We start from the raw sequence: 22867 nt of genomic DNA, 5'->3' as shown, positions 1-22867 counted from the left end.
GGCCGAACACCGGCCCTCCGCGTCGGCCGCACGGTGTGCGGTCCTTCGTGTGCAAAGGGCCTCCCGGGCGAGCGGGCCTGCCGCTCACTTGGCTGCGATGTCCGCCTGGTTACCGACCGGACATCGACCTGAGAGCTCTATTCCCTCGAACACGCGAAGCCATGCCCCTGCCTGCGACAAGGTCTCCCCGGGGTGCCTGTTCCGCCCCTCGGCCGTCCGGCGGGGCGCGGCGCCCTCAGGCCCCGTAGCGCCGGTGCCGCGCCGCGTAGTCACGCAGGGCGCGCAGGAAGTCGACCTTGCGGAAGGCCGGCCAGAAGACCTCGCAGAAGTAGTACTCCGAATGGGCGCTCTGCCAGAGCATGAAGCCCGACAGCCGCTGCTCCCCGCTCGTACGGATCACGAGGTCCGGGTCGGGCTGTCCGCGGGTGTAGAGGTGCTCGGAGATCAGGTCCGTGGAGACGACCTCGGCGAGTTCCTCGAAGGTCGTGCCCCGGGAGGAGTGCTCCAGGAGCAGGGAGCGGACCGCGTCCGCGATCTCCTGGCGCCCGCCGTAGCCGACGGCGACGTTCACGATTATCCCGTCGATGCCCGCCGTGGCCTCCTCCGCCTCCTTGAGGACGGTCTGGGTCCTGGCGGGCAGCAGGTCGAGCGTGCCGACGTGGTGGACGCGCCACCGGCCGTCGGAGGCCAGCTGGCGCACGGTGTTCTCGATGATGCCGAGCAGCGGGATGAGCTCCGCCTCCGGCCGGTCGAAATTGTCCGTGGACAGCAGCCAGAGGGTGACGACCTCGACATCCGTCTCGCTGCACCATCCGAGCAGCTCCGAGATCTTGTCCGCCCCGGCCTGGTGTCCCTGCACGGCCGAGCCGCCGGACGCCTTCGCCCACCGCCGGTTGCCGTCGAGAATGACTCCGATGTGCTTGGGCACCTGGTCGTGATCCAGGCGGCCTTCCACCCGGCGTGCGTAGAGCCCGTACACCAGGTCGCGCAAGTTCACTGAGTTCACCCTCTCGGTTCCGTACGGGCCCCAGGCCCGTCCTCCCCCTCGCGGGGGGTCCGGGGCCGCCCCCCGGGGGATCGCCGTGCGGTCCGCACACCGCGCTTTCGCGCCGCGGATCGGCATGTCCCGAAGCCGCCACATTACTGCGGCGGGGGCACAGGGGCCCAACCCGGCCTGTCACAACTCCGTGATAAGGAGTGAAACGTGACTGATTCCCTTACCTACCTCGCCGACGCGTCGCGCTACGACTCCATGGAGTACCGCCGCACCGGCCGCAGCGGGCTCAAGCTGCCGGCCGTCTCGCTCGGCCTCTGGCACAACTTCGGCGACGACCGGGCCCTCGGATCCCAGCGGGCGATCCTGCGCCGCGCCTTCGACCTCGGTGTGACCCACTTCGACCTGGCCAACAACTACGGCCCGCCGCCCGGCTCCGCCGAGCTGAACTTCGGCAAGCTCTTCCGCCAGGACTTCGCCCCGTACAGGGATGAGCTCGTCATCTCCACCAAGGCCGGCTACCGGATGCACCCGGGCCCGTACGGGGAGTGGGGATCCCGTAAGTACCTGCTGTCCTCGCTCGACGCCTCGCTGAAGCGGATGGGCCTGGAGTACGTCGACATCTTCTACTCCCACCGCTTCGACCCGCACACGCCGCTGGAGGAGACGATGGGGGCGCTCGCCTCCGCCGTGGCCCAGGGCAAGGCCCTGTACGTGGGTGTGTCCTCCTACAACGCGGCCCAGACCGCCGAGGCAGCGCGGATCCTCGAGGAGATGGGCGTGCCCGCCCTGATCCACCAGCCCTCGTACTCCATGGTCAACCGCTGGATCGAGTCGGACGGGCTGCTCGACACGCTGGAGACGGCCGGTATGGGCTGCATCTCCTTCGCACCGCTCGCGCAGGGGCTTCTCACCGGGAAGTACCTGACCGGCATCCCCGAGGGTTCGCGCGCGAGCCAGGGCAAGTCCCTGGACCCGGGGCTGCTCGACGAGGAGATGGTGCGGCGGCTGAACGGGCTGAACGACCTCGCGCGCGGTCGCGGGCAGTCCCTCGCCCAGGTGGCGCTGAACTGGGTCCTGCGCGACAGCCGTATGACGTCGGCCCTGATCGGCGCGTCGAGCGTGAAGCAGCTGGAGGAGAACGTGGCCGCGCTGTCCGCCCCGGAGCTGACCGCCGCCGAGCTGAAGGAGATCGACACCTTCGCGGTGGACACCGCGAGCACCAACATCTGGGCCGACCGGGGCTGAGACGCGGGCTCCCCGCCGCCGTATTCCGGTAGCTGACCGGGGCCCGGCCCGGAGCCGCCACCGGCCCCGCACACGGGCCGCACATCCGGCACACCGTCCGGGCACAAAAAACGGGCCGGTCCGTGGGGGGGGTTACGGACCGGCCCGAGGGGGGGGTTTCCACCATAACCCTTCGTAAGTGCTGCTGCGTGCCACGCCACCAAATAATCACTCTCCGAATTCGTCGGACTGCGCTACGGGCACGGATCCAGGGGGTCTCCGGGGCGCGGATCACGCCCTACAGGACAGTTCCTGTCCTGCAGGGGTCCTACATTCGGCCCATGACGACACGAGCCCGCACGACGACCGTGAGCTGGTCCCAGGCGAATGCCCGGCGCCTGGACCGGCAGTTCCTCTCCGCGAGCCCGCCGCCGGCCGGTCGTCCCGCCGATGACGTCACCGGTGCCGTCGCCGCCATGCTCGGGGCGCACGCGCAGGTGCTGTCGGCCGCCGAACACTCGGTCGGCCTCCGCGCCCCGGGGACGACGCGCACAGATGTGCGTACGGCGCTGTGGGCCGACCGGAGCCTGGTCAAGACGTTCGGCCCGCGCGGCACCGTGCACCTCCTGCCCGCCGAGGAGCTGCCGATGTGGACGGGGGCCCTGTCGGCCGTGCCGGCGGGCGGCAGCCCCTTCCCGAAGGACGCCCGGATGACTCCCGATCAGGTCGAGGCGGTCGTGGCCGCGGTGGCCGGCGCCCTGACGGGTGCCGAGCTCACGATCGACGAGCTCTCCGACGAGGTCGTCGCCCGCACCGGCCCCTGGGCGGGCGACCTGGTGATGCCCGCGTTCCAGGGCATGTGGCCGCGCTGGCGCCAGGTGCTGCATCTGGCGGGCCACCGGGGCGCCCTGTCCTATGCGCCGAACCGGGGCCGGAAGGCGACGTACACCAACCCCGGGACCGCCCCGATGCCCGCCCAGGAGGCGACGGCCGCCCTCGTGCGGCGCTATCTGCGGGCCTACGGGCCCGCCACGCCGGTCCACTTCGCCCAGTGGCTCGCGGCGCCGCGCGGCTGGGCCGGGCGGCTCTTCGAGGACCTGGCCGGGGCCGGTGCGATCGAGGAGGTGGCGTTCGAGGGCTCCGGGGCGGCCTGGGTGGCGGCGGGCGACACCAGGTTCCCTTCGGCGGCGCCGCGCGGTGTGCGGCTGCTGCCCTACTTCGACGCGTTCGCCATCGCCTCCCGGCCCCGTGAGCGGCTCTTCCCCGGCGCGGCGTACGAACGCGCGCTGGCCGGCGGCCAGGCGGGCAACTTCCCGGTGCTGCTGGTGGACGGCACGGTCGCCGGGGTATGGCACCAGCGCCGCTCGGGGAAGCGGATCGCGGTCACCGTGGAGCCCTTGAGCCCGCTGGACGCCGGGCGGACGCGGGAACTGGAGGAGCAGGTGGAACGGCTGGGCGAGGTCCTGGAGGGGAGCCCGGAGCTGACGGTGGGAAAGGTGACCGTGGGCGGCCACGCGTAGGGCCTGCCGGGCTCAGCCGGCTACGAAGCGGATCGCCACGGTGTCGCCGCCGACGATCACGAAGTCGCCGTTCTCGCACCGGAGTACGGCCTCGCGTACCTCTCCGTACTCGTCGCGCCGCTCCTGCGTGCCGACGACCGTCCAGGCCCCCCCGTACGGAGGGGGAGGCAGCCGGCTCAGCTGTTCGAACTGCCACTGACCCGCGGGCACACACCAGTCGGGGAGGCCGGGCCAGGACCCGGAGGTGATGCTCAGCGTGTGGTCGGAGGCGCAGGTCAGCAGGACCGACTGCCCGCCCTCCAGGACGAATTCGACGGCTTCGGGCTCCCCCGCGCGGCCCTCGGGCCGGTAGAACAGGCCGTGGACGGCGATGATCCGCGCGCCCGTGAGCCAGTCGGCCTTACCGTGGCGCGGCCGGCCGGCCGGCAGGCTGATCTCTCCGCCCGGCATTTCCCTTCCCACCGACATGACCCGCTCCTTCGTTGTGCGTTCAACCACCAGGGTCGCACTACTCATGGGTAGGACGGAGGGGCAGGTGATGCCGTTGCATCGGCGGCCTGTGAAGCCGCTTTCAGCGTAGGGCCGTTGGGGAGTCCTCCGGCTTCCGGGCCTCGATCAGGAAACGGGCGCTGTGCGCGACGAACGGCCCTTCCTCCTCGATCTGCCGGTGGAGGGAGCGCAGTTGCGGCAGATAGGCGCCGACGGTGAACCCCGGAACCATCCAGATGACCTTGCGCAGGAAGTAGACGACGGCGCCGATGTCGAGGAATTCGACACGCAGCCGCTCGGAGCGCAGATCCGTCACCTCCAGCCCGGCGGCCTCCGCGTCATCCCGCGCGCGCCGCGGGTCCCGGGCGCCGCGCTGCTCGGGCGAGAGCGGGCCGAGGAAGTGCTCGACGAGCTCGAACACGCTCTCCTGGCCGACCTGCTGGGAGAAGTACGTGCCTCCGGGTGCCAGGACCCGGGCGATCTCGTCCCACCAGGTCTTCACCGGATGCCGGCTGACGACGAGGTCGAAGGCCCGGTCGGCGAAGGGCAGCGGCGGCTCGTCGGAGTCCGCGACAACCGCGGCGCCGCGCGGATGGAGCAGGGCCGTGGCGCGGGCGACGTTCGGCGGCCAGGACTCGGTGGCCACGGTGAGCGGTGCCAGCACGGGCGCGGAGGCGAGGACCTCCCCTCCCCCGGTCTGGATGTCGAGCGCGGCCCGGGCCCGCGCCAGCCGGTCCGCCAGGGCGCGCGCGTACCCCCAGGAGGGACGCTGCTCCGTGGCCCGCCCGTCGAGCCATGAGAAGTCCCAGCCGTCGACCGAGACGGCATCGGCCTCCGCGACGAGAGTGTCGAAGCGCTCGTCGGAGGCGGAAGCGACGAAGGGTGCGGATGATCCGGTCATACGGGAAGGGTGTCAGCCCGCCACGACCAGGCGCGACCCGATATTCCGTACGTCCGTGCAGGGGGTGAAGCTCGTACGGACGGGCCGGCGCTAGGCAGCGAGTCCCCCGAACAGCAGGCCGGTCAGCGCCCCGGCGATCATGAACGGGCCGAACGGGATGCCTGTCTTGCGCCCGGCGCGTCGCACCAGCATCAGCCCCGCCCCGTACAGCGCGCCGAACAGGAACCCGGCGAAGCCGCCGACGCAGAGCACCGCCCAGCCGTACCAGCCGAGCGCCACGCCCAGCGCGAGAGCGAGCTTCACGTCACCGAAGCCCATACCGTCCGGGTTGATCCTGTGGAGCAGGTGGTAGAAGCCGCCGAGCGCCACTCCGCCGAGCAGGGCCGAGGTCCAGGTTCCGCCGTGCTCGGGCAGTAGGGCCGCACCGCCCAGGAGCACGGCGGCGGCACCGGCCAACGGCAGCGTCAGTGTGTCGGGGAGCCGGTGGACGCGGCGGTCGATGACGGCGAGGAGTACGGCGACGGGCGCCAGCAGCACCCAGACTGCGGCCTCCGGGCGGGTCCCGGTGGCCGCGGCGAGCGCCACGCAGGCGAGCACGGTGACCACGGGCGCGAGCACGCCGGGGGCGTAGCGGCCCCGCGCGGCCAGGACAGGGGTCCGCGGGGCGCCGCCTCCCGGGAGCGCGGGGACGGCCACGGCGCACGCCGCGCATCTCGTCGAGCCGACCCATCCCCGGGCGGGCCCCGTGAGCGTGTGCCCGGCGGGGCAGGCGTCCCTCCAGGGCTCCTCGGGCTCGACGGAGAATCGGTACGCGGCGCGCGGGAGCAGCAGCCCGGCGGCGGCTCCCCAGAGCGCGGCGACCGCAATCAGAGTGGCGTCCACGAATCCGACCCTAATCCGGCCGCGTGGCGGGGTCTTGGGCCCGGGGGCCCACTGCGGGCCGTTCCGGACCCACGCGCCGGTCGCTGCGGCTACCGTCGGATGCCATGGGGAAATGGCGTGACGGCAGCGGGACTCTGACGGTCGGGACGGACCCCGGGGCGCGGGAGGTGCCGCTGCGCGTCGCCGCCTCGTACCGTGCGCGGACGCGTGGGCTGCTCGGCGTCGACGGCGTCGACGGCGCGCTGCTGATCACCCCGTGCGGGGGCGTGCACACCTTCCGGATGCGGTTCACCATCGATGTGGCCTACCTGGACCGGAAGTTCGGCGTGCTGGCGGTCCGCACGATGAAGCCCGGCCGGCTCGGCCTGCCCAGGCTCCGCGCCCGCCATGTGGTGGAGGCGGAGGCCGGGGCGATGGAGCGGTGGGGCCTGCGGCCGGGGGCGCGGGTGCGGGTCTCCGTACCCGTCACGGAAGCTTCGCCGCCTGCGCGGTGACGAGTGCGGCCGGAATCTCCGGTGCCGTCGTCGTGAGGAAGTTGGCCGCGTAGAAGGTGACGACCGTCGACCCGGTCCGTACGAGGTGGAAGACGAGCGGGACCTCGACCCCCTCCAGGCTGCCCGTCACCTGGTAGGCGAAGGATTCCTGGCCGGCCTCGGTCGCGGGCAGCGTCTTGACCCCGGTGTAGGTGGACGGCCCGTCCTCGCTCGTCGTGCGGAACCCGTCGGCGCACGCCCCGACGGCCTCGCGGACCGAGCGCAGCAGCTCCTCCGCACCGCCCTTCGGGTGCGAGGTGAGGATCTCGGTGACGACGGTCTGGTCGTCCTTCCCCTCCTCGGCGGTGTCCATCGCCGTACGGAAGACGGTGGCGGCCGGGGCGGGTTCGGGCGAGCCGTTGATGATCGCGGCGATCGGCCGGCAGGCCTCGGTCCCGGCCTTCTCCGTGCCACGCTCGTCGGTGCCCTCCAGGGGCGCGACCTCGTAGCCCTTCACCTCGCCCGTGGTGAGAGCCACCTTCGCGAGCTCGGCCTCGGTGAGGGTCCTGCCGTCACTGCTGGGCGTGGCGGCGGAACCGGCTCCGGGCGTGGCGGTCGCGGTGGAGCCGGAGGCCGGTGTCCGCGAGACGGTGGCCTTCCCGCCGGCGCTCCTGTCCTCGCCGTCGTCCGGCCCGCAGCCGGCGGCTGCCAGGCAGAGGACCAGCGTGCTCGCCGCCACGACCGTGGTACGTACCCTCATCGCTCACCACTCCTGGCCGCCGGACACCGGATCAGCACGCTAACAACCGGGGTGCCCCCGGCGCGTGGGCCCGTGGGCCCAACTCACGGCGGTCCCGGCCCCAGCAGCGTCCACGCCCCGTACGCGGCGGAGCCGACGGCGAGCGCCGCCACTACGGTGCCCGTGCGCGCCGTCGTACGCAGTCCTGCCAGCGCGACGGCCGGTGGCAGGAGCAGGGGGAAGGCGGGCATCATCAGGCGCGGCCGGGAGCCGAAGTAGCCGGAGCCGATGAGCGAGATGACGACGGTCGCGATGCCGTACACCAGCACGGGAAGCGGCTGCCGCTGCCGTACGCACAGGAACACCAGCCACCCGAGCAGTCCCAGGGCGGCGCAGAGCCCGAGCGCGGCGGGCAGGGGCAGTCCGGCGATGAACGCGGCCAGCGCCCGGCCGCCGTCGATGCTGTTGCCCCACTGCGCCTGGACGTCGAAGTACGCGAACGGGCTGCCCTCCCGCACGGCGACGAACACCACATGGGCCAGCCACCCCAGCGGCGCCAGGCAGACCCCCAGCAGCATGTGCGCGTTCCGGCGCGCCAGGCCCCGCCGCTCCCCGGCCCGCCACTCCCGTACGAGGACGACGGCGGCGCTGATCGCGAGGGCCGCGATGAGCGCGGCGGCCGAGGGCCTGGTCAGCCCGGCGAGCACGCACAGCGCGCCCGCCGCGATCCAGCGGCCTCTGAGCGCGGCGTACAGGGACCAGGCGGCGAGCGCGGTGAACAGGGTCTCGGTGTACGCCATGGACTGGACGAACGCCGTCGGGTACGCGCCCCAGAGCGCGGCCAGCACCACTCCGGCCCGGCGCCCGTACAGCCGTGCTCCGACGGCGAAGATCCCCCAGGCGGCGAGGAGCCCCGCCACCCAGGCGACGGCGATCCCGGCACCCTGCACGGTGAACGGGGTGACCGCGGCGAGGGCCCGCTCCAGGGCCGGCAGGAGCGGGAAGAAGGCCAGGTCGGGGTGGACGCCGCCGTCGGGGAGAGTGACGGTGTAGCCGTAACCGTCCTCGGCGATCCGTTGGTACCAGACGGAGTCCCAGCGCCCGCCCAGCAGGTGCAGGGCGTCCTTCCCGGCGGCCGACGCCGACACCCACAGGACGAGGAGCCCGACGGCCCTGACCGCCGCGTAGGCGCCCAGAGCGGGTGCGGCGGCGGTGAGCAGGGCCAGGGCACGGTGCCGGGTGCTGCGGGGTCCGGGCGCGACCGGGCGGGCGCGCGTCTGCTGATCGGGCATGCGGCCGATTATGAGCCCGCCGCCCCGGGGGTCCCCAAGCCGGGCCCGGCGGCGGCCCTCCTCCGGCCCGCAGGACCTCCGCGTGCGGGGCCTGCCGGGTGCCGAGCCCCCGGCCGACCAGCGGGGCGACCGTGCGGATCAAAGGTGCTCAGCCGTGGGCACGCGCCGTCACCTTCTGATTGCGGCCCGGCCCGGCGCCGTGGGGGTGCGCCGGGACGGGCGTCGATCACCTGCAGCGCAGACGCTAGGGGTTCGACGGGCCGCCGTCTTGGGCCCAGGGGCCCAACTCGGTCTTTCGTTCGGATCGGGCAAGGGCGTGATCCGGACGTGAGGCCTCGGGTCCTCAGCCGTCCTGGCCGGCTTCGAGGATGCGCTCCACGCGGGCACGGGGCAGCTGGCCGACCGGCTCCTCGACGGCGTCCACGGTGAGGGACGGCGGGCCGTCCCCCCTCGTGTCGTCCTCGTCCAGGACCCGGGCCCGTGTCCTGATGCCGTCCGGGGTGGCCGCCCAGTAGGCCGAGGGACGCACCCCTTCGGCCGGGTGGAGCACGGTCGTACCGAGCCGGGCCGCGAGCAGCAGGGCCGCTTCGGCCTCGGCGGGCGGCGCGGGCGCGACGCGGGGTGCCACACGGACGTCCCAGCAGAGCGCCAGGTCACCGGTCAGGCTCATGCGGTCGCACAGCACCGCGGCCGTCCAGTCGCGGTGCCCGTCGGACTCGTCGGCGACGTCCACCTCGGCGGCGTCACCCCCACCACCTCGGCCAGAGCGATCGCCATGGCGGCCGGTGTGGGCCGGTGCACGGTCAGGAAGGTGTAGTCCGCCATCGGTGGTCCCGCACCTCGCAGCGCTTCGTCAGGCCTTGCGGAGGCCGGCCGCGGACTCGGCCGCGGTGCGGCGGATCCTCTTCGTCCTGCCGTGCTCGGCCAGCAGGTCCAGGAGGGGCAGGCGGCTCTCCGCACGGCTCTGCGCCACCCGGAGCTGCAGCCAGTCCGACCAGGCCCCGACACCCTCGGCGTCGTGGACGGGGACGCTCCGGTCCAGGGATTCGAGCACCGCCAGTTCCCCGGAGCGCCGTTCGGCGAAGTCCCGGACTTCGGGGTCCAGGGCGGCGGTCCAGCTGCCGTGGGCCGCGACGGGCGTCTTCTCCAGCATCAGAACCACGACGGCCGAGGCGAGCGGCCCGTCGGTCTCCGCACGCACGGCGTCCAGCAGGAGCGCGTGGGCCGCGGGCTGCTCCGCGGCCCGGCGGTAGAGCTCCCACCGGGCGTGGCCGTCCTCCCAGGAGGCCTCGCCCGGAGGCGTCGTACCGCCGTTCACCGCCGCGTCCAGCGCGGACAGACGTGCCGGCAGACCGTTCTCGGACTCAGCAGCCATTGTTCCTGTGCCGTTCCATCGATACCTGGATGTTCTTCCGGATCTTGGTGATGTTCCGGTTGACGATATCCCGCTGCTTGGGCGGCAGCTCCGGGTCGCCCTTCAGGGGCTTGCCGTTCTGTCCGATGCGGGTCTCGAACTTCCCGGGCCCCTTCACGTGCGCATGGGCCGGCGCGTGATCGTTGGAGTAGATCTGGATCGTCACCCCGTTCTCGCTGACGATGGTGCCCACACCCGGGTAGTCCACGTTGTGCACGAGGACCGGCGAGTCACCTGCGACGACGTAGTACGTGTGCGGGCCGGCGACCGTCAGGTCGTGGGTGGTCCGCATCCTGACGAAGCGTGTGACGGACAGGACCGGGACGTCCCTCCCCTGGTCGGTCCGCAGCGTGCCGCCGGCGCTGATGTCACCCGCTTCCGCCCATCGCTTCTCGTCCGTGAGCCAGAAGGGGTGCGCGTCGGTCGCCGTGATCAGGGACGAGCTGCCGTCGGCGGTCCTGATCCGGAGCGTGGTGAAGTGCCTGTCGTCATGGGTGGTGATCGTGCCGGTCACCCTCCGGGCGCCGCTGACCCCGCTCCGCGGATCGGTCGCCCGCACCAGGTCCCCGACCCTGACCGATTCGATCGGGGTCTCGCTGCCGTCGGCCAGCAGCACCGGCGTACCCGGCAGGAAGCTGTGGGTGGGGCAGCTCTCCTTGGGTTTCGGCTCGTCCTCCTTCGGGTCCTTCCCGGGCGGGTCCTTCTTCTCGGCGTCGAGCTTCTTCTGCGCGTCGGCGACCTTCTTCTCCGCGTCCTTGACCTTCTTGCGGTTCTTGACCAGGCCCTTCAGCCCGTCGTACAGGTCCCCGCCGTGCTTCTTGAGGGCCTGGATGAGCTTCGCGGCCTTCTTCCACTTCCACGGCGCCCCGTACTTCGCCGCGAGCTTCCCGACCGCGCCCCCGATCAGGCTCAGCAGCACGTTGATCAGCGTCTCGGTGCAGGCGCCCATGTCGCCCTTGGTGATGCAGTCCAGGGCGTCGGTGATCCCCAGCTCCTCGGCGAGGATCTTCGCCAGCTCCTTCGCCGCTTCCAGCGCCTTGTCGGAGCTGGTCTTCTCCGCCTTCTGCGCGTCCTGGAGCTCCTTCAGCGCGGCGTCGTAGTCGATCTGCGCCTGTGACGTGGGCGTGCCGTCGTCGGACACGGGCTCGCCGTCCCCGGGGGAATCCTGTGCCTCGGGGTTCCCGCCACCACCGCAGTCACCGACCCCGGTGACCCGGCACACCTGCGCGCTGATCTTCTCCGACAGCTCGGCGCCGATCCCCGTCGCCACCAGCGCACCGATGATCGCCGCGACGACCATGACCAGGCCGACGTACTCGATCGCACCCTGCCCACGCTGGCCCCGGCGCGAACGCCGCAGTCCCAGCAGACGCACCCCGGTACGCGGGGTCTTCCCCCGCGCCCAGCGGCGCAACCGACGACGCACTTCCCCCGGACCCGTCATACCTGTGACGCTAACCACCGGACGGCCGGGCGGTCTTGGGCCCGCGGACCCAAACCGGCGCCATCCGCACCCAAAGGCGCCCGGGTGCCTCCCGTCTCGCGTACCGGACCCGGTGCAGCGGGCACGGCGGGTCGTGCTTGGGTTTCGAGCGTCCGTACGACCCGTACGGGCCCGGCCCGTGCACAGCGGGGCAGGGGACAGCGCGGAAGAGGGGCGACAGCGGATGACGGCCGGTTCATCGGTACCGACGGCGGAGGAACGTACGGAGCGGCCTCCGTCCGGGACGCCCTCCGACCGGCCACGGCTGGTCCGCGACCTCTCCCTGTCCGCCGTGCTCGCCGGCGTCGTCGCGGTCGTCGTCTCCTACTCCGGCCCGCTGGTCATCGTGCTCTCGGCAGCCCGCGCCGGACATCTGGACGCCGGGCAGACCGGTTCGTGGATCTGGGCGATCTCGATCGGCAGCGGGCTGACCTGTATCGCCCTCAGCCTGCGCACCCGTATGCCGGTGATCACGGCGTGGTCCACCCCGGGCGCCGCGCTCCTGGTCACCAGCATCGGCTCGTACGCGTACGACGAGGTGATCGGCGCCTTCGTGGTGTCCGGTGCCGTGATCGCGCTGATCGGGGTGACCGGTGTCTTCGGGCGGCTGATGCGGCTCGTGCCCGGCGCGGTCGTCTCCGCCATGCTCGCGGGCATCCTCTTCTCCTTCGGCGCGGATGTGTTCACATCGCTGGAGCACACCCCGCTCATCGCCGGATCCGTCCTCCTCGCCTATCTGCTGGGCAAGCGGTGGCTCCCCCGGTACGCCGTCCTCCTGGCACTGGTCGCCGGGGTGGCGTGCAGCGCGGCGAGCGCGAAGCTGCACGTCCGGCTGGACCATGTCGGGCTCGTGCAGCCGGTGTTCACCACCCCCGCGTTCTCCATGGCCTCGCTGGTCGGCATCGCGGTCCCGCTGACCCTGGCGACGCTGGCCTCCCAGAACGCGCCGGGGGTCGGCGTGCTCTCCGCCTCCGGGTACCGCCCCGACGACCGCCTCCTGGTCGGCTCCACCGGCCTGGTCTCGGCCGTACTCGCCCCCTTCGGCTCCCACGCGGTGAACCTCGCGGCCATCACCGCCGCGATCTGCACGGGACCCGAGGCCCACCGCGATCCCCGGCGCCGCTACGTCGCGGGAGTGGCCTGCGGCGCGGTGTACCTGGTGGTCGGCGCGTTCGGCTCGACCCTCGTCGCGTTCTTCGCGGGGCTGCCGAAGGAGCTGGTCGCCGCTCTCGCCGGCGTCGCGCTCCTCGGCGCGCTGTCCGGCGGGCTGACGGGCGCCGTACGCGAGGAGAAGGACCGGGAGGCCGCGCTGATCACCTTCCTGGCCACGGCCTCGGGAGTCACCCTGTTCGGCATCGGCTCGGCCTTCTGGGGGCTGGTGTTCGGCGTCGCCGCGCACCTCGCGCTCAACGGCCGCCTCCGCCGCGCCGGTTCCCCTTGACCGAAGAGACGGGGTCCCGGGCCGGCCATGACCGGGATTGGGCCCGTCTTTGGGGCCTGGGGCCCAGGTCAGGCACGATTCCCCGCCGTACATTCGCCCCTCAGGGACAACAGGGCAGGTGCCGGCGAGAGGGTGGACCGTGAGCGGCTGGGGAGACAGGAGCGCGGGCCACATACCGCCGGGCGTGACCGGACAACGGGGCGGCAGATTCCTCTCCTTGAGCCGTAGCTGGGCGGCCGGCGCCCTCGTCTACGTATGCGCCGGGTTCCTGATGACGCGGGCGCTCGTCGAGACCCTCGCGACCGAGGAACGGCTCGAACTGTTCGGCTGGCGCCTCGCGTTGCTGCATCTGCCCGGCGTCCTCGTGACCGTCCTTACGGTCCTGGCAGCCGCCCGCGCCCTTCCCGCGCCCCACCGGGACTCGCGCCCCCTCCACCTCCTCGGCTCGCTCGCCGTCCCCGTCGCCGGGCTCGCGTACGGCTACGCGGTGACGTGGGACGTCGTGGGGACCGAGGGCCTCCTGATGCCGGCCGTGGCCATGGTCACCGGCGCCGCCGTCGGACTGGCCCTTGACCGGCTTCTCGACGACCGGGCCGCACCCCCGCCGTCGTACGGGCGCTCGTACGACTGGCGCGACAGCGGCGCCACGGCCACCGAATACCTCGGCGTCATCGTCCTCGTCGTCGCACTGGTCGCCGCGCTCGCCCTGGCCGGGCTCGGAGGCCGGATCGGGGCGGGCATCCGCTGCGCGATCAGCACGCTCACCGGGGACGGCCAGGGCTGCACGCCGGGTGGGGACGGCACGGCGAAGCCGAAGACCGACGCGGACTACGAGCCCAAGCTCTGCCAGATCTCCAACATCTCCGACACCGCCGGCGGCAAGGTGAAGATCGGCTGGTTCGAGTGGGGCGAGGAGTACGGCTTCCAGCAGAAGGTCTCCCAGGCCGGCACCGACGTGAACGAGGACGGAAAGGTCGACGAGAACGACAAGCTCGTCCACATGACCTTCACCGACGCCGCGTCGGCGGGTCTCAGCGGCAGCACACCGGGCGTGAAGCTCGGCAGCCTGGGCAAGGCGGACATCGACATCGGCGGCGGCATCAAGATCACCAATGGTGACACCTGGGTGTTCAGGAGCGAGGCGGACGCCCAGAAGATGCGGGACGACATCGAGGAAATGAAGATGTGGGAGACCTCGATGAAGCACAGCGGCGGTTACGGCGGCGGCTGGTACTCCGGCATGAAGTGGGCCGACAAGATGGAGGACATCGAGAAGAAGATCGGCGACAAGAAGATCTCCTACTCGACCCTCGGCATCAACCTGTACGCGGACGGCGGCCTCTCCATCAAGGCGGGCGACGACACGAAGCTCGGCGCCAAGCTGGGCGGCAAGGCCAAGTTCTCGCCGGACGTGACGATCACCAAGGACGACGTCAACGGCAACGAGTCGTACACCTACACCGCCAAGCTGGAGATCGAGGGAAAGGTGGGCGGCACCGCCGGCCCGCTGGGCACCACCGCCGGGGCCAAGGACACCCGGACCGGGGCTCTCACCGTCACCCGCGACCAGGAATCCGGGAAGATCGTACGGATCGACATGACGCAGACCGTGGAGAAGACCTCGACGTCCGACAAGGGCGAGGTGGGCGGCGACAACGGCCGGAAGGGCAAGGACAAGCGGGGCGGCAAGGGCAGCGTCACCGACTCCTCCGGGGAGACGGGCGTCGAGGTGCGGACGAACTCGATCGTCTTCGGCAAGGAGACCGACAAGATCACCGAGGCCAAGCGCTCCATCGCCGAGGAGTGGCTCGACGGATCCGGCAACAACACCGCCCCGTTCGAGTACATGTTCGGCGACCATTCCCTGCAGGAGAAGCCCGCCGGGACCGACCCCTTCGAGCAGCTGATGTACCAGGACGGGCTGTCCAGCACGATGCGGTACAACGGCGAGTCGGACGCCCAGGAGTTCGGCTTCGAGGTGTCGCTGGGCATGAGCCTCGGCTTCTCGATCTCCGACGAGCACAAGAAGGAGACACTGACGGACGCGCGGTTCCTCGGCGCTCCGCGAGGCGACAGGCGGACGTATCTCCCGTACAGCTACTGCGCGCAGTGAACACACACGAAGAGGCGATGACCTTGACGAAGTCCAGGACGCTCGGTGCGGCCGTCACCGCCGCCCTCGCACTGACGCTGCTCGGCGGCTGCGGCGGCACGGACGCCGCCACGGTCCCGGACGGCTGGGCCACGCTCGACACGAAGAGCGTGTCCGTCGGCTACCCGGAGGACCAGGGGTACGCCCCCCAGCCTGCGGCCGAGCGCAGCAAGGCCAACGCCGCGGTCGCGCTCAAGAAGGAGAAGGGGCTGCGCACCGGCATGGTCTCGGTCCAGCTGGACTTCGCCACCGGTGTCGGCGACGCGGGTGAGGCCGCCGCAGCGGCGGGCGCCGGCATCGGGCTCGGGGCGACCCGCAAGGACACCCGGGACGTACGCCTCGCGGGCGAGGAGAGCGCCAGGGACGCCCGCAGGATCGACTACGAGTTCACGTCGACGGGCGAGGAGTCGACCCCGGCGAAGGGGACGCGGATGACGGGGGTCGTGGTGGCGGGCGTCGACTCGAAAGACGTACCGTTCGCCATCCGGATCAACGCGGTGAAGGGCTCACTGACCCCGGCGGACCTCGACACGTTCACCAGGTCGATCACGGTGAAGTGACCCACGGAGCCGGGGTCCGCCCCCGTTCACGCTCGCTCAGTCGAGGCAGAACTCGTTGCCCTCGATGTCCTCCATCCAGAGGCACGACTCGTTGAACTCGTCGGCAACCAGCAGACGCACACGCGTCGCGCCGAGCGGGATCAGCCGTGCGCACTCGGCCTCGAGGGCGGCCACGCGCTCTTCGCCCACGAGCCCGGTGCCGACCCGGACATCGAGGTGCACCCGGTTCTTGACGACCTTGCCTTCGGGAACGCGCTGGAAGTACATGCGCGGGCCCACACCCGTGGGATCCATGCAGACGAACCCTGCCCCCTGGCGCTCGGGCGGCAGCGTGCGGTCGTACGCGTCCCACGTCGCGAACCCCTCCGGGGGCGGCGGTACGACGTACCCCAACACCTCGCACCAGAAGCGGGCGACGCGCTCGGGTTCCGCGCAGTCGAAGGTGATCTGGACCTGCTTGATCGACGGCATCGGACCACCATAGGGGCGAGGCCCTGCGCAGTCACGGCCTTTTCCTGGCCCACGGCCCGCCCCTGTCCGGGTTGCGGCGCAGCGGTCAGGCCGGGTCCTCGCCGGTCTGCGAAGGCGCCGCGTGCGGGCGCAGGACCATGAGGGGGCCTTCCGAGGTCGCCACCATGGCGAAGGGGAACCGGTCGACCTCGAGGCAGAGCGCGACGTCGTCAGGGTGGACTCCTTGGCGCACCCCGTCGGCCAGTTCGGCGGCGGCGCGCGACTCGGCGGCGCGGCGGACCTACTCGGCGGCGTCCGCCCCGGCTTCGGTGGTCCTCCGGGCGATGTACCGGGCACAAGCCAGGTCTTCATCGGCCTGCCCGTCCTCGCCGGTGACCACGAACGTGACGCTGTCGCTCTTCCGTGTCCGCAGGAGCTGAGCCGTCGCCTCCGCCACCACGAAGCCGGCGCACAGCACCAGCGGCGCCTCCTGGACGGCAAGGGCGCCGACCGTCCCTGCCGTGGTCTTCTGCACGACGGTCCGTCCGCCGAGGTCGATGGACCGCAGCAGGCCGGGCGAGTTGACGGCGTCGAAACCGGGCGCGGGCGGACCGTCCTTGATCGCCACCCAGTCCGGGTGGCGCGCCTTGAGCGCCAGGGCCTCGTCCAGCGACCCGGCGAGAACGATCTTCTCCGCCCCCTGGCCGAAGGCCCAGGCGGCCACGGTGTAAGCGCGCATGACGTCGACCACGACCGCCACGGACGGGACTTCGGCCAGATCAGCGATTCCGAGGAAGCGGGCGTCCATGCCGGTCATGATCGCGCAGGCCCGGGCCGTAGTGCCCGGGGAGCGATGCGCATCACGTCGGCGGTCTCGCCACCACCCTCCGCGTCGAGGCCGAGAGCCGCGACCCCCGTGGCAGCGGACCCTGCCGCCGGGCCGGTCGGTGTTCCTTCAGCCCCGTCGGACCGCGCCGAGCTGCGCCCGGTCCAGGCCCGGGGTCGCGAACCGCTGAGCCACCGCCCGCAGGACAAGGGCCATCGCCTGTGCGGGCGGTGTCGCGGGCCGTGCCCGGGCGCGAGCGAGCAGAACGCGGCGCGTCGGGGCGGGCACATCGGAGGCGAAGGGGAGCAGGCGGACATCGCTGCGGCGGCTGGTGAGGGCGAGCCGGGGCGCGAGCGCGATGCCCAGCCCCGCGGCCACCATCGCCTGCGCCTCCTGGTAGTCGTGCGATGCATAGGCGATGCGCGGCTCGAACCCGGCCTGACGGCAGCTGCGGCGCAGCACATCGGCGACGGGGTGGTTGTCGGCGCGGATGATCCATTCCTGGTCGGCGAGGTCGCCCAGTCGCACGGAGGGGTGTGCCCGCAGGGGTGAGTCCGCGGGGACCACCAGCACCGTGGGGTCGTCGAGCAGATGGGTGAGGGCGAGCGCGGGGTCGTCCATACGGTTCCAGCCGTAGTCCCACAGCAGCGCCTGCTCCACCTCGCCGGTGTGGAGCATCTCGCACAGCTCGGCGAGAACCCCCGCGCGTACTTCGATGCGGACCCCGGCATGACCGCGGCGGAAACGGGTGAGCGCGAGCGGCAGGAGCGAGGCGCTGGCGGTGGGGAAGGAACCGAGCCTCAGCGTCCCCTGGTCGAGGTCGGCGAAGGACTCCAGGTCGCCCTGGGCGGCGCGCAGTTCGCGGCGGATCGCCAGGCCGCGTTCGGCCAGCGCGGCGCCGGCAGGGGTGGGGCGGACACCGCGGGGCAGCCGCTCGATCAGTGGCTGTCCGGCCTCTCGCTCCAGCAGAGACATCTGCTGGGAGGCCGCCGAGGTGGACATGCCCATCGCCTCCGCGGCGGCGGTGAGCGAGCCGCGTTCGGAGGCCTCGGCGAGCAGCAGCAGACGGCGCACGTTCAGCATGGGGCGAGTTTAGCTCAGCTAAACCCTGGTGAAGCAGACCGTCATTGTGCGCAAGTCACGCCTCTGCAAAGGTCGTCGCAATCGCCGGGGCGGTTCACCGGTCGGCCATACGGCCGTAACCGTTCTCCGGCTCCTTTCTCCGTGTTGATCAAGGAAGAGCCTCAGACGTGCACACTCCTGCGACCCTGGTCCGCGGCGGCACCAGCAAGTGCTGGCTGTTCAACCAGGTCCATGTCCCCGCCGAACGCGACGAACTGGAAAGGCTGCTGGTCGCCGCCTACGGTGCGACCGACCCGGTGGAACTCGACGGGGTCGGTGGTGCCACCCCCACCACCTCGAAGGCCGCCGTGGTGAGCGCCTCACCCGAGCCCGGTGTGGACATCGACTACCTGTTCGCCCAGGTCGGTATCGGCACCGGCTCGGTGGAGTGGACGAGCAACTGCGGAAACTGTGCCACCGGTGTCGCCCTGTACGCGGTCGCAAAGGGCATGGTGCCACTCACCGGAGACCGGACGCGTGTGGTGATGCGCAACACCAACACCGGCACGGTACTCGAAGGACTCGTGGACACCACCGGCGGCGCGGTGCACCACTTCGGCACGCAGACCGTGCCGGGCACCCTGGCCGGCGGTGTCGCGGTCGGCCTCACCTTCCGCGACCCGGCCGGCCGTACCACGGGCTCACTCCTGCCCACCGGGCTGGCCGTCCAGGAGCTGCGGGTCGGCTCCGCCGGTCCGGTACGGGTGAGCATGGTCGACGCCGGCGCCCCGGTCGTCCTCGTCGACGCGGGCAGCGCGGCGCGCACCGGCTCGGAGACGGTGGAGCAGCTCCGGACGGACGTCCCCTGGCTGCGAGCCGTCCGCCATGCCGCCGCGCCGCTCATGGGCCTGGTCGAGCCGGGTGAGGAAGCCGGCGACGCGGTCCCCAAGGTGGGTCTGGTAGGCCGGCCCGTCCCGTACACCACGACACTCGGCGAGACCGTCGCGGCCGAGGACTACGACGTCTCGGTGCGCATGCTCACCATGAACGCCCCGCACCCCGCGGTCGGACTGACCTCTGCTGTCGCGGTCGCCGTCGCGAGCCTGCTGGAGGACTCCGTGATCTGCACGAGCGCGGGCAGCGGCCGTACCCATGAGTGGCTTCGCGTGGGCACCCCCGCCGGCGTCGTCGCCGTCCACTGCTCGGACCTGCGCAACGGCCTGCCGGGCCGGGTCACCGTGCAGCGGGCGGCGCGACTGCTGGCCGATGCCCGTATCTACGTACCGCAACCAGGCCGGCGCCGAGCAGCCTGACCGCTACGACCGTCATGCCCAGGGGCCTGTCCGCAGCCGTCTCCCCGGGATACCCTCGCGCCTTCGGGGCGCGCCCCCCGTACCCACCGCACCAAGGACAATGATGTCTGCTGAAGTGATCTCCATAGGCGCGCTGCTGGTGATGTTCGTGGTCGGCACCGTCCTGCCGATCAACCTGGGCATTCTCGCCTTCGTCGCCACCTTCGCCGTCGGCACCGCGTCTCTCGGCCTCACCGAGGACGAGATCTTCGAGGGCTTCCCGGTGGAGCTCTTCGTGACCATCGTCGGGGTCACCTACCTGTTCTCCGTCGCCCGCCGCAACGGCACCATCGACTGGCTCGTCGCCGCCGGTGTGCGGCTGGTACGCGGCAAGGTGGCGCTCATCCCCTGGGTTCTGTTCCTGATCGCCGCGACGCTCACAGCGTTCGGCACGTTCACCCCGGCCGCCGTGGCGCTGCTCGCACCGATCGCCATGAGCTTCGCCTACCGCTACAAAATCAACCCGCTCGTGGCCGGCATGATGGTGATCAGCGGTGCGCACGCGGGCGCGTTCTCCCCCCTCGCTGTCTCCGGTGCCCTGGTGCTGGGTCTGGTGGACGAGACCTCGCTGCACATCTCGCCCCTGGTGCTCTTCTCCGCCAGCTTCGTCATCAACCTGCTGCTGTCCGCCCTCACGTACGCGCTTCTCGCCAAGCGTCCCGCCCCGCTGGCCGAGCAGACGGAGGAGACGACCGGCGAGGAGAGCCTGGCCGCGTCCGGCAGGCCCGACTGGCGTCAGTGGCTCACCCTCGCCTGCCTGGTCGCGCTGGTGATCGGCGCGCTCGGCTTCCGGCTGGAGATCGGCTTCCTGGCACTCGTGGCCGGCGCGCTGCTGGCACTGGTGGACATGAAGCGGCAGGAGAAGGCCGTGGACGGCATCAGCTGGTCCACCCTGCTGCTGGTGGCGGGCATGATGACGTACATCGCGATGCTGGAGAAGGCCGGAATCATCGCGACCATCTCGGACCACGCCGCCGGTCTCGGCGCCCCGCTCCTCGTGGCCCTGATGCTGTGCTTCACGGTGGCCATCACCTCGGCCTTCGCCTCCTCCACCGCGATCCTCACGGCGATCATTCCCCTCGCCGTGCCACTGCTCCTCTCCAGCCATCTCAGCGCCGTCGGACTGATCGCGGCCCTGGCGGTGTCGACCACGATCGTCGACACCTCCCCGTTCTCGACCAACGGCGCCCTCGTCCTCAGCAACGCCCGGGGGGTCGACAACCGCCGCTTCTACCGCCAGGTCATCGGCTACACCGGCGGCATCGTCGCAGCCGGCCCCCTCGTCGCCTGGGGAACTCTCGTCCTCCCCTGGTCGTAACCACGAAGGGCCCCTTCGCGTCCGGTGCTCCGCGGCTTCCACGTGCTGCCCTTCTCGTTCCCGGTACGACGCGCCTGCCGGGCGGCTGTGGTGCACGTCGGCCGGTCCGGCGGGCCACGGCCGCGGGGCCCGGTCGGCGGTGACGGCGGGTCGAGCCGATCGCCGCCGCCCCAGGCCGCGACCCGCTTCTCGTGAAATCGCGCAGGTGATCGACCAGCCGACGGTCCGGGGCGGCGTCCCGTGGCCCCATGGCCACGGTTGTCCACAGGGCCGCGCAGCGTCCAGGTCCGCGCGGCATCCTTTCTGCATGACGGGAAACCTTCAGCACTTCGCCCAGCGCGGCATTCTGCTCACCCGGGAGGTCGTCGCGGCCGGCGTGGGGCCGCGGCAGTTGAGCAGGTCGCTGAACGCGGAGAGCTGGCAGCGCGTCGTGCCCGGGGCCTGGGCGGCACCCGGCACCGAGCTGACGCCGTGGGTGAAGGCACGCGCTGTACAGATACTGCACCCGGGTCTCACACTCAGCCATCGAGCCGCAGCTTCGCTCCACCTGATCGAACTGCTGCGGGAGGCGATGGAGTTCACCGACCCGGACAGCCCTGTCGGCCGATGCCACGGCTTCATGGTGCACCGCACGCCCATCACCCCGGCCGAGATCTGCACCCGCCGCGGACTGGGGGCCACGACACCGCTCCGCACCGTGCGCGACCTGCTCCTGTGCGGCCCGAGGGAGGAGGCGGTGGTCGCTGTGGACTCCGCCCTGAGCACGCGCGTGGTGGGCGGTGTCCGCCGGACACGCCTGGTCACCACCGACGTGCTGACCGCCGCCTGCGCGACGCACCCCACACGCCGCCACCGCGCGCCGCGGGCTGCGGGATGGCTCGCCCTGGCCGATCCGCAGAGCGGATCGCCCGCCGAGACGGTGGCCCGGCTACGGATGCACGACGCCGGCCTGCACCCGCTCAGCCAGGCGGAGCTGCTGACCCCCGGCGGCCGCCGGATCCGGGCCGACTTTCTCTTCGTACGGGAGGGTGTGGTGGTGGAGATCGAGGGCTACGCCTACCACGGCAGCCGTGACGCCCACCGCCGCGACCTGGACCGCTTCAACGCGCTGAGCTCCTGTCCCGGTGTGCGGCTGATCCTCCGCTTCCCCGCCGTGACGGTGTTCCGGACGCCCGACCGCATGCTCACCGAGATCCGCGCAGCCCTGACAACCCCCAAACCCCAATAACCACCCCCCACCGCCCCTCACCCCCCGGTCGATGGGGAGTAACGGACACCCATCCCGGACATTCCGCACGCAAAATCTGTCCTCACTCCCCCATCGACCGCCCGCGCCGGGCCGATGGGCTGGGACCAGTACGTCTACATCGGCAGCCACCGGCCCTGTGAGCAGGCGCTGGCCCGGACCCGCGACCTCGGGCTGTTTCTCCTGGCGCCACATCAGCCACCCCTCCGAGGTGGTTTCCCCCGGTCAGGAGATCAGCGCCGAGATTCTGGGCATCGACCTGGCCCGCGAACGAGTGACGATGTCACGCAAAGCCCTGCGCCGGGACTGACGTCATGTCGGTCAGCGCGCGGCCCCAGGGCATCAACGGGGCAGCACCACCCAGGACTTGGTACCCCGTTGCGGTGGTGACACCTCGGCGACGCCCCACTTGCCGCCCCAGTCGTCGATGACAGCCGCCAGCAGCCAGAGGGCGCCCCGTCGTCGGGCCTCGCAGAGGGCGAGTGTGTCGGCGTCTGCGTGGTGGGGGTGCTGGTCCCACAGGACGAGGCGGAGGGCGTCGTCGCGGTGACGGAGGGAGAGGTAGAGCTCACGGCCGGGGGTCAGCGCCGCGTTCACGGCGATGAGTTCGGTGACCGCGAGCGTGACCGGCCAGGCGAACGCATGGAGCCCGTACGTCGGCAGCGAGGCGGCCACCGCGTGCCGCCCGACCGCCGCACTGCGCGGGTCGCCGGGCAGGGTGAGGCTGAGGATGAGCCCGGGGGCGGGCGACTGTGCCCTTACGGGACACAGGGCGGTGCGTTGGGGTGGCGCGTGCGGATGCATGGCTGACTTCCCTTATACGGCGATCTGTTGACCGGGCTCTCTTCATTCGCATCGGAGCGCACAAGGGCTCTCGTCTTATCCGATGGGCAGTGGCCTGTCTCCCTGACACGGACCAGCCCCTCCAGGGCAGGAGGGCGCGGGCGGGCACGTGCGATGCACTTCTTACCCATCGGAGCGTGAGCGGTGCAGAACTGAAAGTAGTATGCGAGGGGGCATATTGGCCACCACCTGGAGCTCATTTG

At 71.7% G+C, this 22867-nt stretch carries 22 protein-coding genes and 1 pseudogene; 10 read left to right on the top strand and 13 right to left on the bottom strand.

All coding sequences use genetic code 11. From position 1 onward, the window contains the following. Window positions 1-235 precede the first annotated feature (235 nt). Window positions 236-997 (bottom strand): isoprenyl transferase, encoded by a 762-nt coding sequence (locus ACIBCU_RS09410; protein ID WP_250288137.1) that lies wholly within the window; start codon window positions 995-997, stop codon window positions 236-238. Between the two features lie 207 nt (window positions 998-1204). Between ACIBCU_RS09410 and mgrA the strand changes: the two genes are divergently transcribed. Further along, the gene (gene mgrA, locus ACIBCU_RS09405; protein WP_399230363.1) at window positions 1205-2242 is read left to right on the top strand and encodes an L-glyceraldehyde 3-phosphate reductase; all 1038 of its coding nucleotides are present in this window, start codon (window positions 1205-1207) and stop codon (window positions 2240-2242) included. A gap of 320 nt (window positions 2243-2562) precedes the next feature. After that, the gene (locus tag ACIBCU_RS09400) at window positions 2563-3741 is read left to right on the top strand and encodes a winged helix DNA-binding domain-containing protein (protein WP_399230360.1); all 1179 of its coding nucleotides are present in this window, start codon (window positions 2563-2565) and stop codon (window positions 3739-3741) included. Window positions 3742-3753: 12 nt separating this feature from the next. Here the strand turns inward: ACIBCU_RS09400 and ACIBCU_RS09395 are convergent, their stop codons facing one another. The 3 genes from ACIBCU_RS09395 to ACIBCU_RS09385 all read right to left on the bottom strand — a co-directional run bounded on the left by ACIBCU_RS09395 (window position 3754) and on the right by ACIBCU_RS09385 (window position 6013). Further along, window positions 3754-4209, bottom strand: a complete 456-nt coding sequence (locus ACIBCU_RS09395; RefSeq protein ID WP_399230358.1) for a hypothetical protein — start codon at window positions 4207-4209, stop codon at window positions 3754-3756. A gap of 103 nt (window positions 4210-4312) precedes the next feature. Beyond that, a complete protein-coding gene (locus tag ACIBCU_RS09390; RefSeq protein WP_399230356.1) occupies window positions 4313-5131 on the bottom strand; it encodes a methyltransferase domain-containing protein in 819 nt (272 codons plus the stop codon). 90 nt (window positions 5132-5221) lie between these two features. Further along, the gene (locus ACIBCU_RS09385) at window positions 5222-6013 is read right to left on the bottom strand and encodes a prepilin peptidase (protein ID WP_399230354.1); all 792 of its coding nucleotides are present in this window, start codon (window positions 6011-6013) and stop codon (window positions 5222-5224) included. Between the two features lie 104 nt (window positions 6014-6117). On the opposite strand from ACIBCU_RS09385, the gene ACIBCU_RS09380 reads away from it, so the two are divergent. Continuing rightward, window positions 6118-6507: a DUF192 domain-containing protein gene (locus ACIBCU_RS09380; RefSeq protein ID WP_362938076.1), complete on the top strand. Its 390-nt coding sequence runs from the start codon at window positions 6118-6120 to the stop codon at window positions 6505-6507. On the opposite strand, the gene ACIBCU_RS09375 is transcribed toward ACIBCU_RS09380, so the two are convergent. The 5 genes from ACIBCU_RS09375 to ACIBCU_RS09355 all read right to left on the bottom strand — a co-directional run bounded on the left by ACIBCU_RS09375 (window position 6479) and on the right by ACIBCU_RS09355 (window position 11375). Then, complete coding sequence (locus tag ACIBCU_RS09375) at window positions 6479-7246, bottom strand: hypothetical protein (RefSeq protein ID WP_399230352.1); 768 nt, start codon at window positions 7244-7246, stop codon at window positions 6479-6481. The genes ACIBCU_RS09380 and ACIBCU_RS09375 overlap by 29 nt on opposite strands. Before the next feature lie 83 nt (window positions 7247-7329). Next, complete coding sequence (locus tag ACIBCU_RS09370; RefSeq protein ID WP_399230350.1) at window positions 7330-8517, bottom strand: hypothetical protein; 1188 nt, start codon at window positions 8515-8517, stop codon at window positions 7330-7332. Window positions 8518-8860: 343 nt separating this feature from the next. Beyond that, entirely contained in the window at window positions 8861-9250 is a 390-nt protein-coding gene (locus tag ACIBCU_RS09365) for a hypothetical protein (RefSeq protein WP_399230349.1), read from the bottom strand. A 120-nt stretch (window positions 9251-9370) separates the two neighbouring features. Further along, window positions 9371-9892 carry a hypothetical protein gene (locus ACIBCU_RS09360; protein ID WP_399230347.1) on the bottom strand — a complete coding sequence of 174 codons (522 nt, stop codon included), beginning with the start codon at window positions 9890-9892 and terminating at the stop codon, window positions 9371-9373. Continuing rightward, on the bottom strand, window positions 9882-11375 hold the full coding sequence (locus ACIBCU_RS09355) for a Hint domain-containing protein (RefSeq protein ID WP_399230345.1): 1494 nt from the start codon (window positions 11373-11375) through the stop codon (window positions 9882-9884). The genes ACIBCU_RS09360 and ACIBCU_RS09355 overlap by 11 nt, the downstream gene beginning before the upstream one ends. A 223-nt stretch (window positions 11376-11598) precedes the next feature. Between ACIBCU_RS09355 and ACIBCU_RS09350 the strand changes: the two genes are divergently transcribed. From ACIBCU_RS09350 to ACIBCU_RS09340, 3 genes are all read left to right on the top strand, one after another. Next, entirely contained in the window at window positions 11599-12855 is a 1257-nt protein-coding gene (locus ACIBCU_RS09350; RefSeq protein WP_399230343.1) for a benzoate/H(+) symporter BenE family transporter, read from the top strand. Between the two features lie 217 nt (window positions 12856-13072). Next, the gene (locus ACIBCU_RS09345) at window positions 13073-14968 is read left to right on the top strand and encodes a hypothetical protein (RefSeq protein ID WP_399230341.1); all 1896 of its coding nucleotides are present in this window, start codon (window positions 13073-13075) and stop codon (window positions 14966-14968) included. A 17-nt stretch (window positions 14969-14985) separates the two neighbouring features. Beyond that, window positions 14986-15567 (top strand): hypothetical protein, encoded by a 582-nt coding sequence (locus ACIBCU_RS09340; protein WP_362938099.1) that lies wholly within the window; start codon window positions 14986-14988, stop codon window positions 15565-15567. A 36-nt stretch (window positions 15568-15603) separates the two neighbouring features. Here the strand turns inward: ACIBCU_RS09340 and ACIBCU_RS09335 are convergent, their stop codons facing one another. The 3 genes and pseudogenes from ACIBCU_RS09335 to ACIBCU_RS09325 form a co-directional block, all read right to left on the bottom strand. After that, window positions 15604-16038 carry a VOC family protein gene (locus ACIBCU_RS09335; RefSeq protein ID WP_362938102.1) on the bottom strand — a complete coding sequence of 145 codons (435 nt, stop codon included), beginning with the start codon at window positions 16036-16038 and terminating at the stop codon, window positions 15604-15606. Between the two features lie 85 nt (window positions 16039-16123). Next, window positions 16124-16825, bottom strand: a pseudogene (locus ACIBCU_RS09330) (2-phosphosulfolactate phosphatase). Window positions 16826-16972: 147 nt separating this feature from the next. Continuing rightward, on the bottom strand, window positions 16973-17926 hold the full coding sequence (locus ACIBCU_RS09325) for a LysR family transcriptional regulator (protein WP_362938108.1): 954 nt from the start codon (window positions 17924-17926) through the stop codon (window positions 16973-16975). A gap of 167 nt (window positions 17927-18093) precedes the next feature. Between ACIBCU_RS09325 and ACIBCU_RS09320 the strand changes: the two genes are divergently transcribed. The 4 genes from ACIBCU_RS09320 (at window position 18094) to ACIBCU_RS09305 (ending at window position 22131) form a co-directional block, all read left to right on the top strand. Next, entirely contained in the window at window positions 18094-19218 is a 1125-nt protein-coding gene (locus tag ACIBCU_RS09320; protein WP_362938111.1) for a PrpF domain-containing protein, read from the top strand. A 100-nt stretch (window positions 19219-19318) separates the two neighbouring features. Next, window positions 19319-20575: an SLC13 family permease gene (locus ACIBCU_RS09315; protein WP_399230337.1), complete on the top strand. Its 1257-nt coding sequence runs from the start codon at window positions 19319-19321 to the stop codon at window positions 20573-20575. Between the two features lie 307 nt (window positions 20576-20882). After that, a complete protein-coding gene (locus tag ACIBCU_RS09310; RefSeq protein ID WP_399230335.1) occupies window positions 20883-21803 on the top strand; it encodes an endonuclease domain-containing protein in 921 nt (306 codons plus the stop codon). A 157-nt stretch (window positions 21804-21960) separates the two neighbouring features. After that, complete coding sequence (locus tag ACIBCU_RS09305) at window positions 21961-22131, top strand: S1 RNA-binding domain-containing protein (RefSeq protein WP_399230333.1); 171 nt, start codon at window positions 21961-21963, stop codon at window positions 22129-22131. A 32-nt stretch (window positions 22132-22163) separates the two neighbouring features. On the opposite strand, the gene ACIBCU_RS09300 is transcribed toward ACIBCU_RS09305, so the two are convergent. Further along, window positions 22164-22625, bottom strand: a complete 462-nt coding sequence (locus ACIBCU_RS09300; RefSeq protein WP_399230331.1) for an ATP-binding protein — start codon at window positions 22623-22625, stop codon at window positions 22164-22166. Window positions 22626-22867: the final 242 nt, after the last annotated feature.

Origin of the sequence: Streptomyces sp. NPDC051064 (assembly GCF_044455985.1) — a bacterium.
Classification (GTDB): Bacteria; Actinomycetota; Actinomycetes; order Streptomycetales; family Streptomycetaceae; genus Streptomyces.
Note: the sequence above shows the minus strand (reverse complement) of the source record. Positions and strands in the feature narration are given on the sequence as shown.

Bases quoted from the DNA above. Each gene is read 5' to 3' on its own strand.
- ACIBCU_RS09350 (WP_399230343.1), top strand. From the start codon at position 11,599: ATGACGGCCGGTTCATCGGTACCGACGGCGGAGGAACGTACGGAGCGG.
- ACIBCU_RS09360 (WP_399230347.1), bottom strand. From the start codon at position 9,892: ATGGCTGCTGAGTCCGAGAACGGTCTGCCGGCACGTCTGTCCGCGCTG.
- ACIBCU_RS09325 (WP_362938108.1), bottom strand. From the start codon at position 17,926: ATGCTGAACGTGCGCCGTCTGCTGCTGCTCGCCGAGGCCTCCGAACGC.
- ACIBCU_RS09355 (WP_399230345.1), bottom strand. From the start codon at position 11,375: ATGACGGGTCCGGGGGAAGTGCGTCGTCGGTTGCGCCGCTGGGCGCGG.
- ACIBCU_RS09400 (WP_399230360.1), top strand. From the start codon at position 2,563: ATGACGACACGAGCCCGCACGACGACCGTGAGCTGGTCCCAGGCGAAT.
- ACIBCU_RS09395 (WP_399230358.1), bottom strand. From the start codon at position 4,209: ATGTCGGTGGGAAGGGAAATGCCGGGCGGAGAGATCAGCCTGCCGGCC.
- ACIBCU_RS09300 (WP_399230331.1), bottom strand. From the start codon at position 22,625: ATGCATCCGCACGCGCCACCCCAACGCACCGCCCTGTGTCCCGTAAGG.
- ACIBCU_RS09310 (WP_399230335.1), top strand. From the start codon at position 20,883: ATGACGGGAAACCTTCAGCACTTCGCCCAGCGCGGCATTCTGCTCACC.
- ACIBCU_RS09380 (WP_362938076.1), top strand. From the start codon at position 6,118: ATGGGGAAATGGCGTGACGGCAGCGGGACTCTGACGGTCGGGACGGAC.
- ACIBCU_RS09340 (WP_362938099.1), top strand. From the start codon at position 14,986: ATGACCTTGACGAAGTCCAGGACGCTCGGTGCGGCCGTCACCGCCGCC.
- ACIBCU_RS09390 (WP_399230356.1), bottom strand. From the start codon at position 5,131: ATGACCGGATCATCCGCACCCTTCGTCGCTTCCGCCTCCGACGAGCGC.
- ACIBCU_RS09370 (WP_399230350.1), bottom strand. From the start codon at position 8,517: ATGCCCGATCAGCAGACGCGCGCCCGCCCGGTCGCGCCCGGACCCCGC.
- ACIBCU_RS09315 (WP_399230337.1), top strand. From the start codon at position 19,319: ATGATGTCTGCTGAAGTGATCTCCATAGGCGCGCTGCTGGTGATGTTC.
- ACIBCU_RS09375 (WP_399230352.1), bottom strand. From the start codon at position 7,246: ATGAGGGTACGTACCACGGTCGTGGCGGCGAGCACGCTGGTCCTCTGC.
- ACIBCU_RS09335 (WP_362938102.1), bottom strand. From the start codon at position 16,038: ATGCCGTCGATCAAGCAGGTCCAGATCACCTTCGACTGCGCGGAACCC.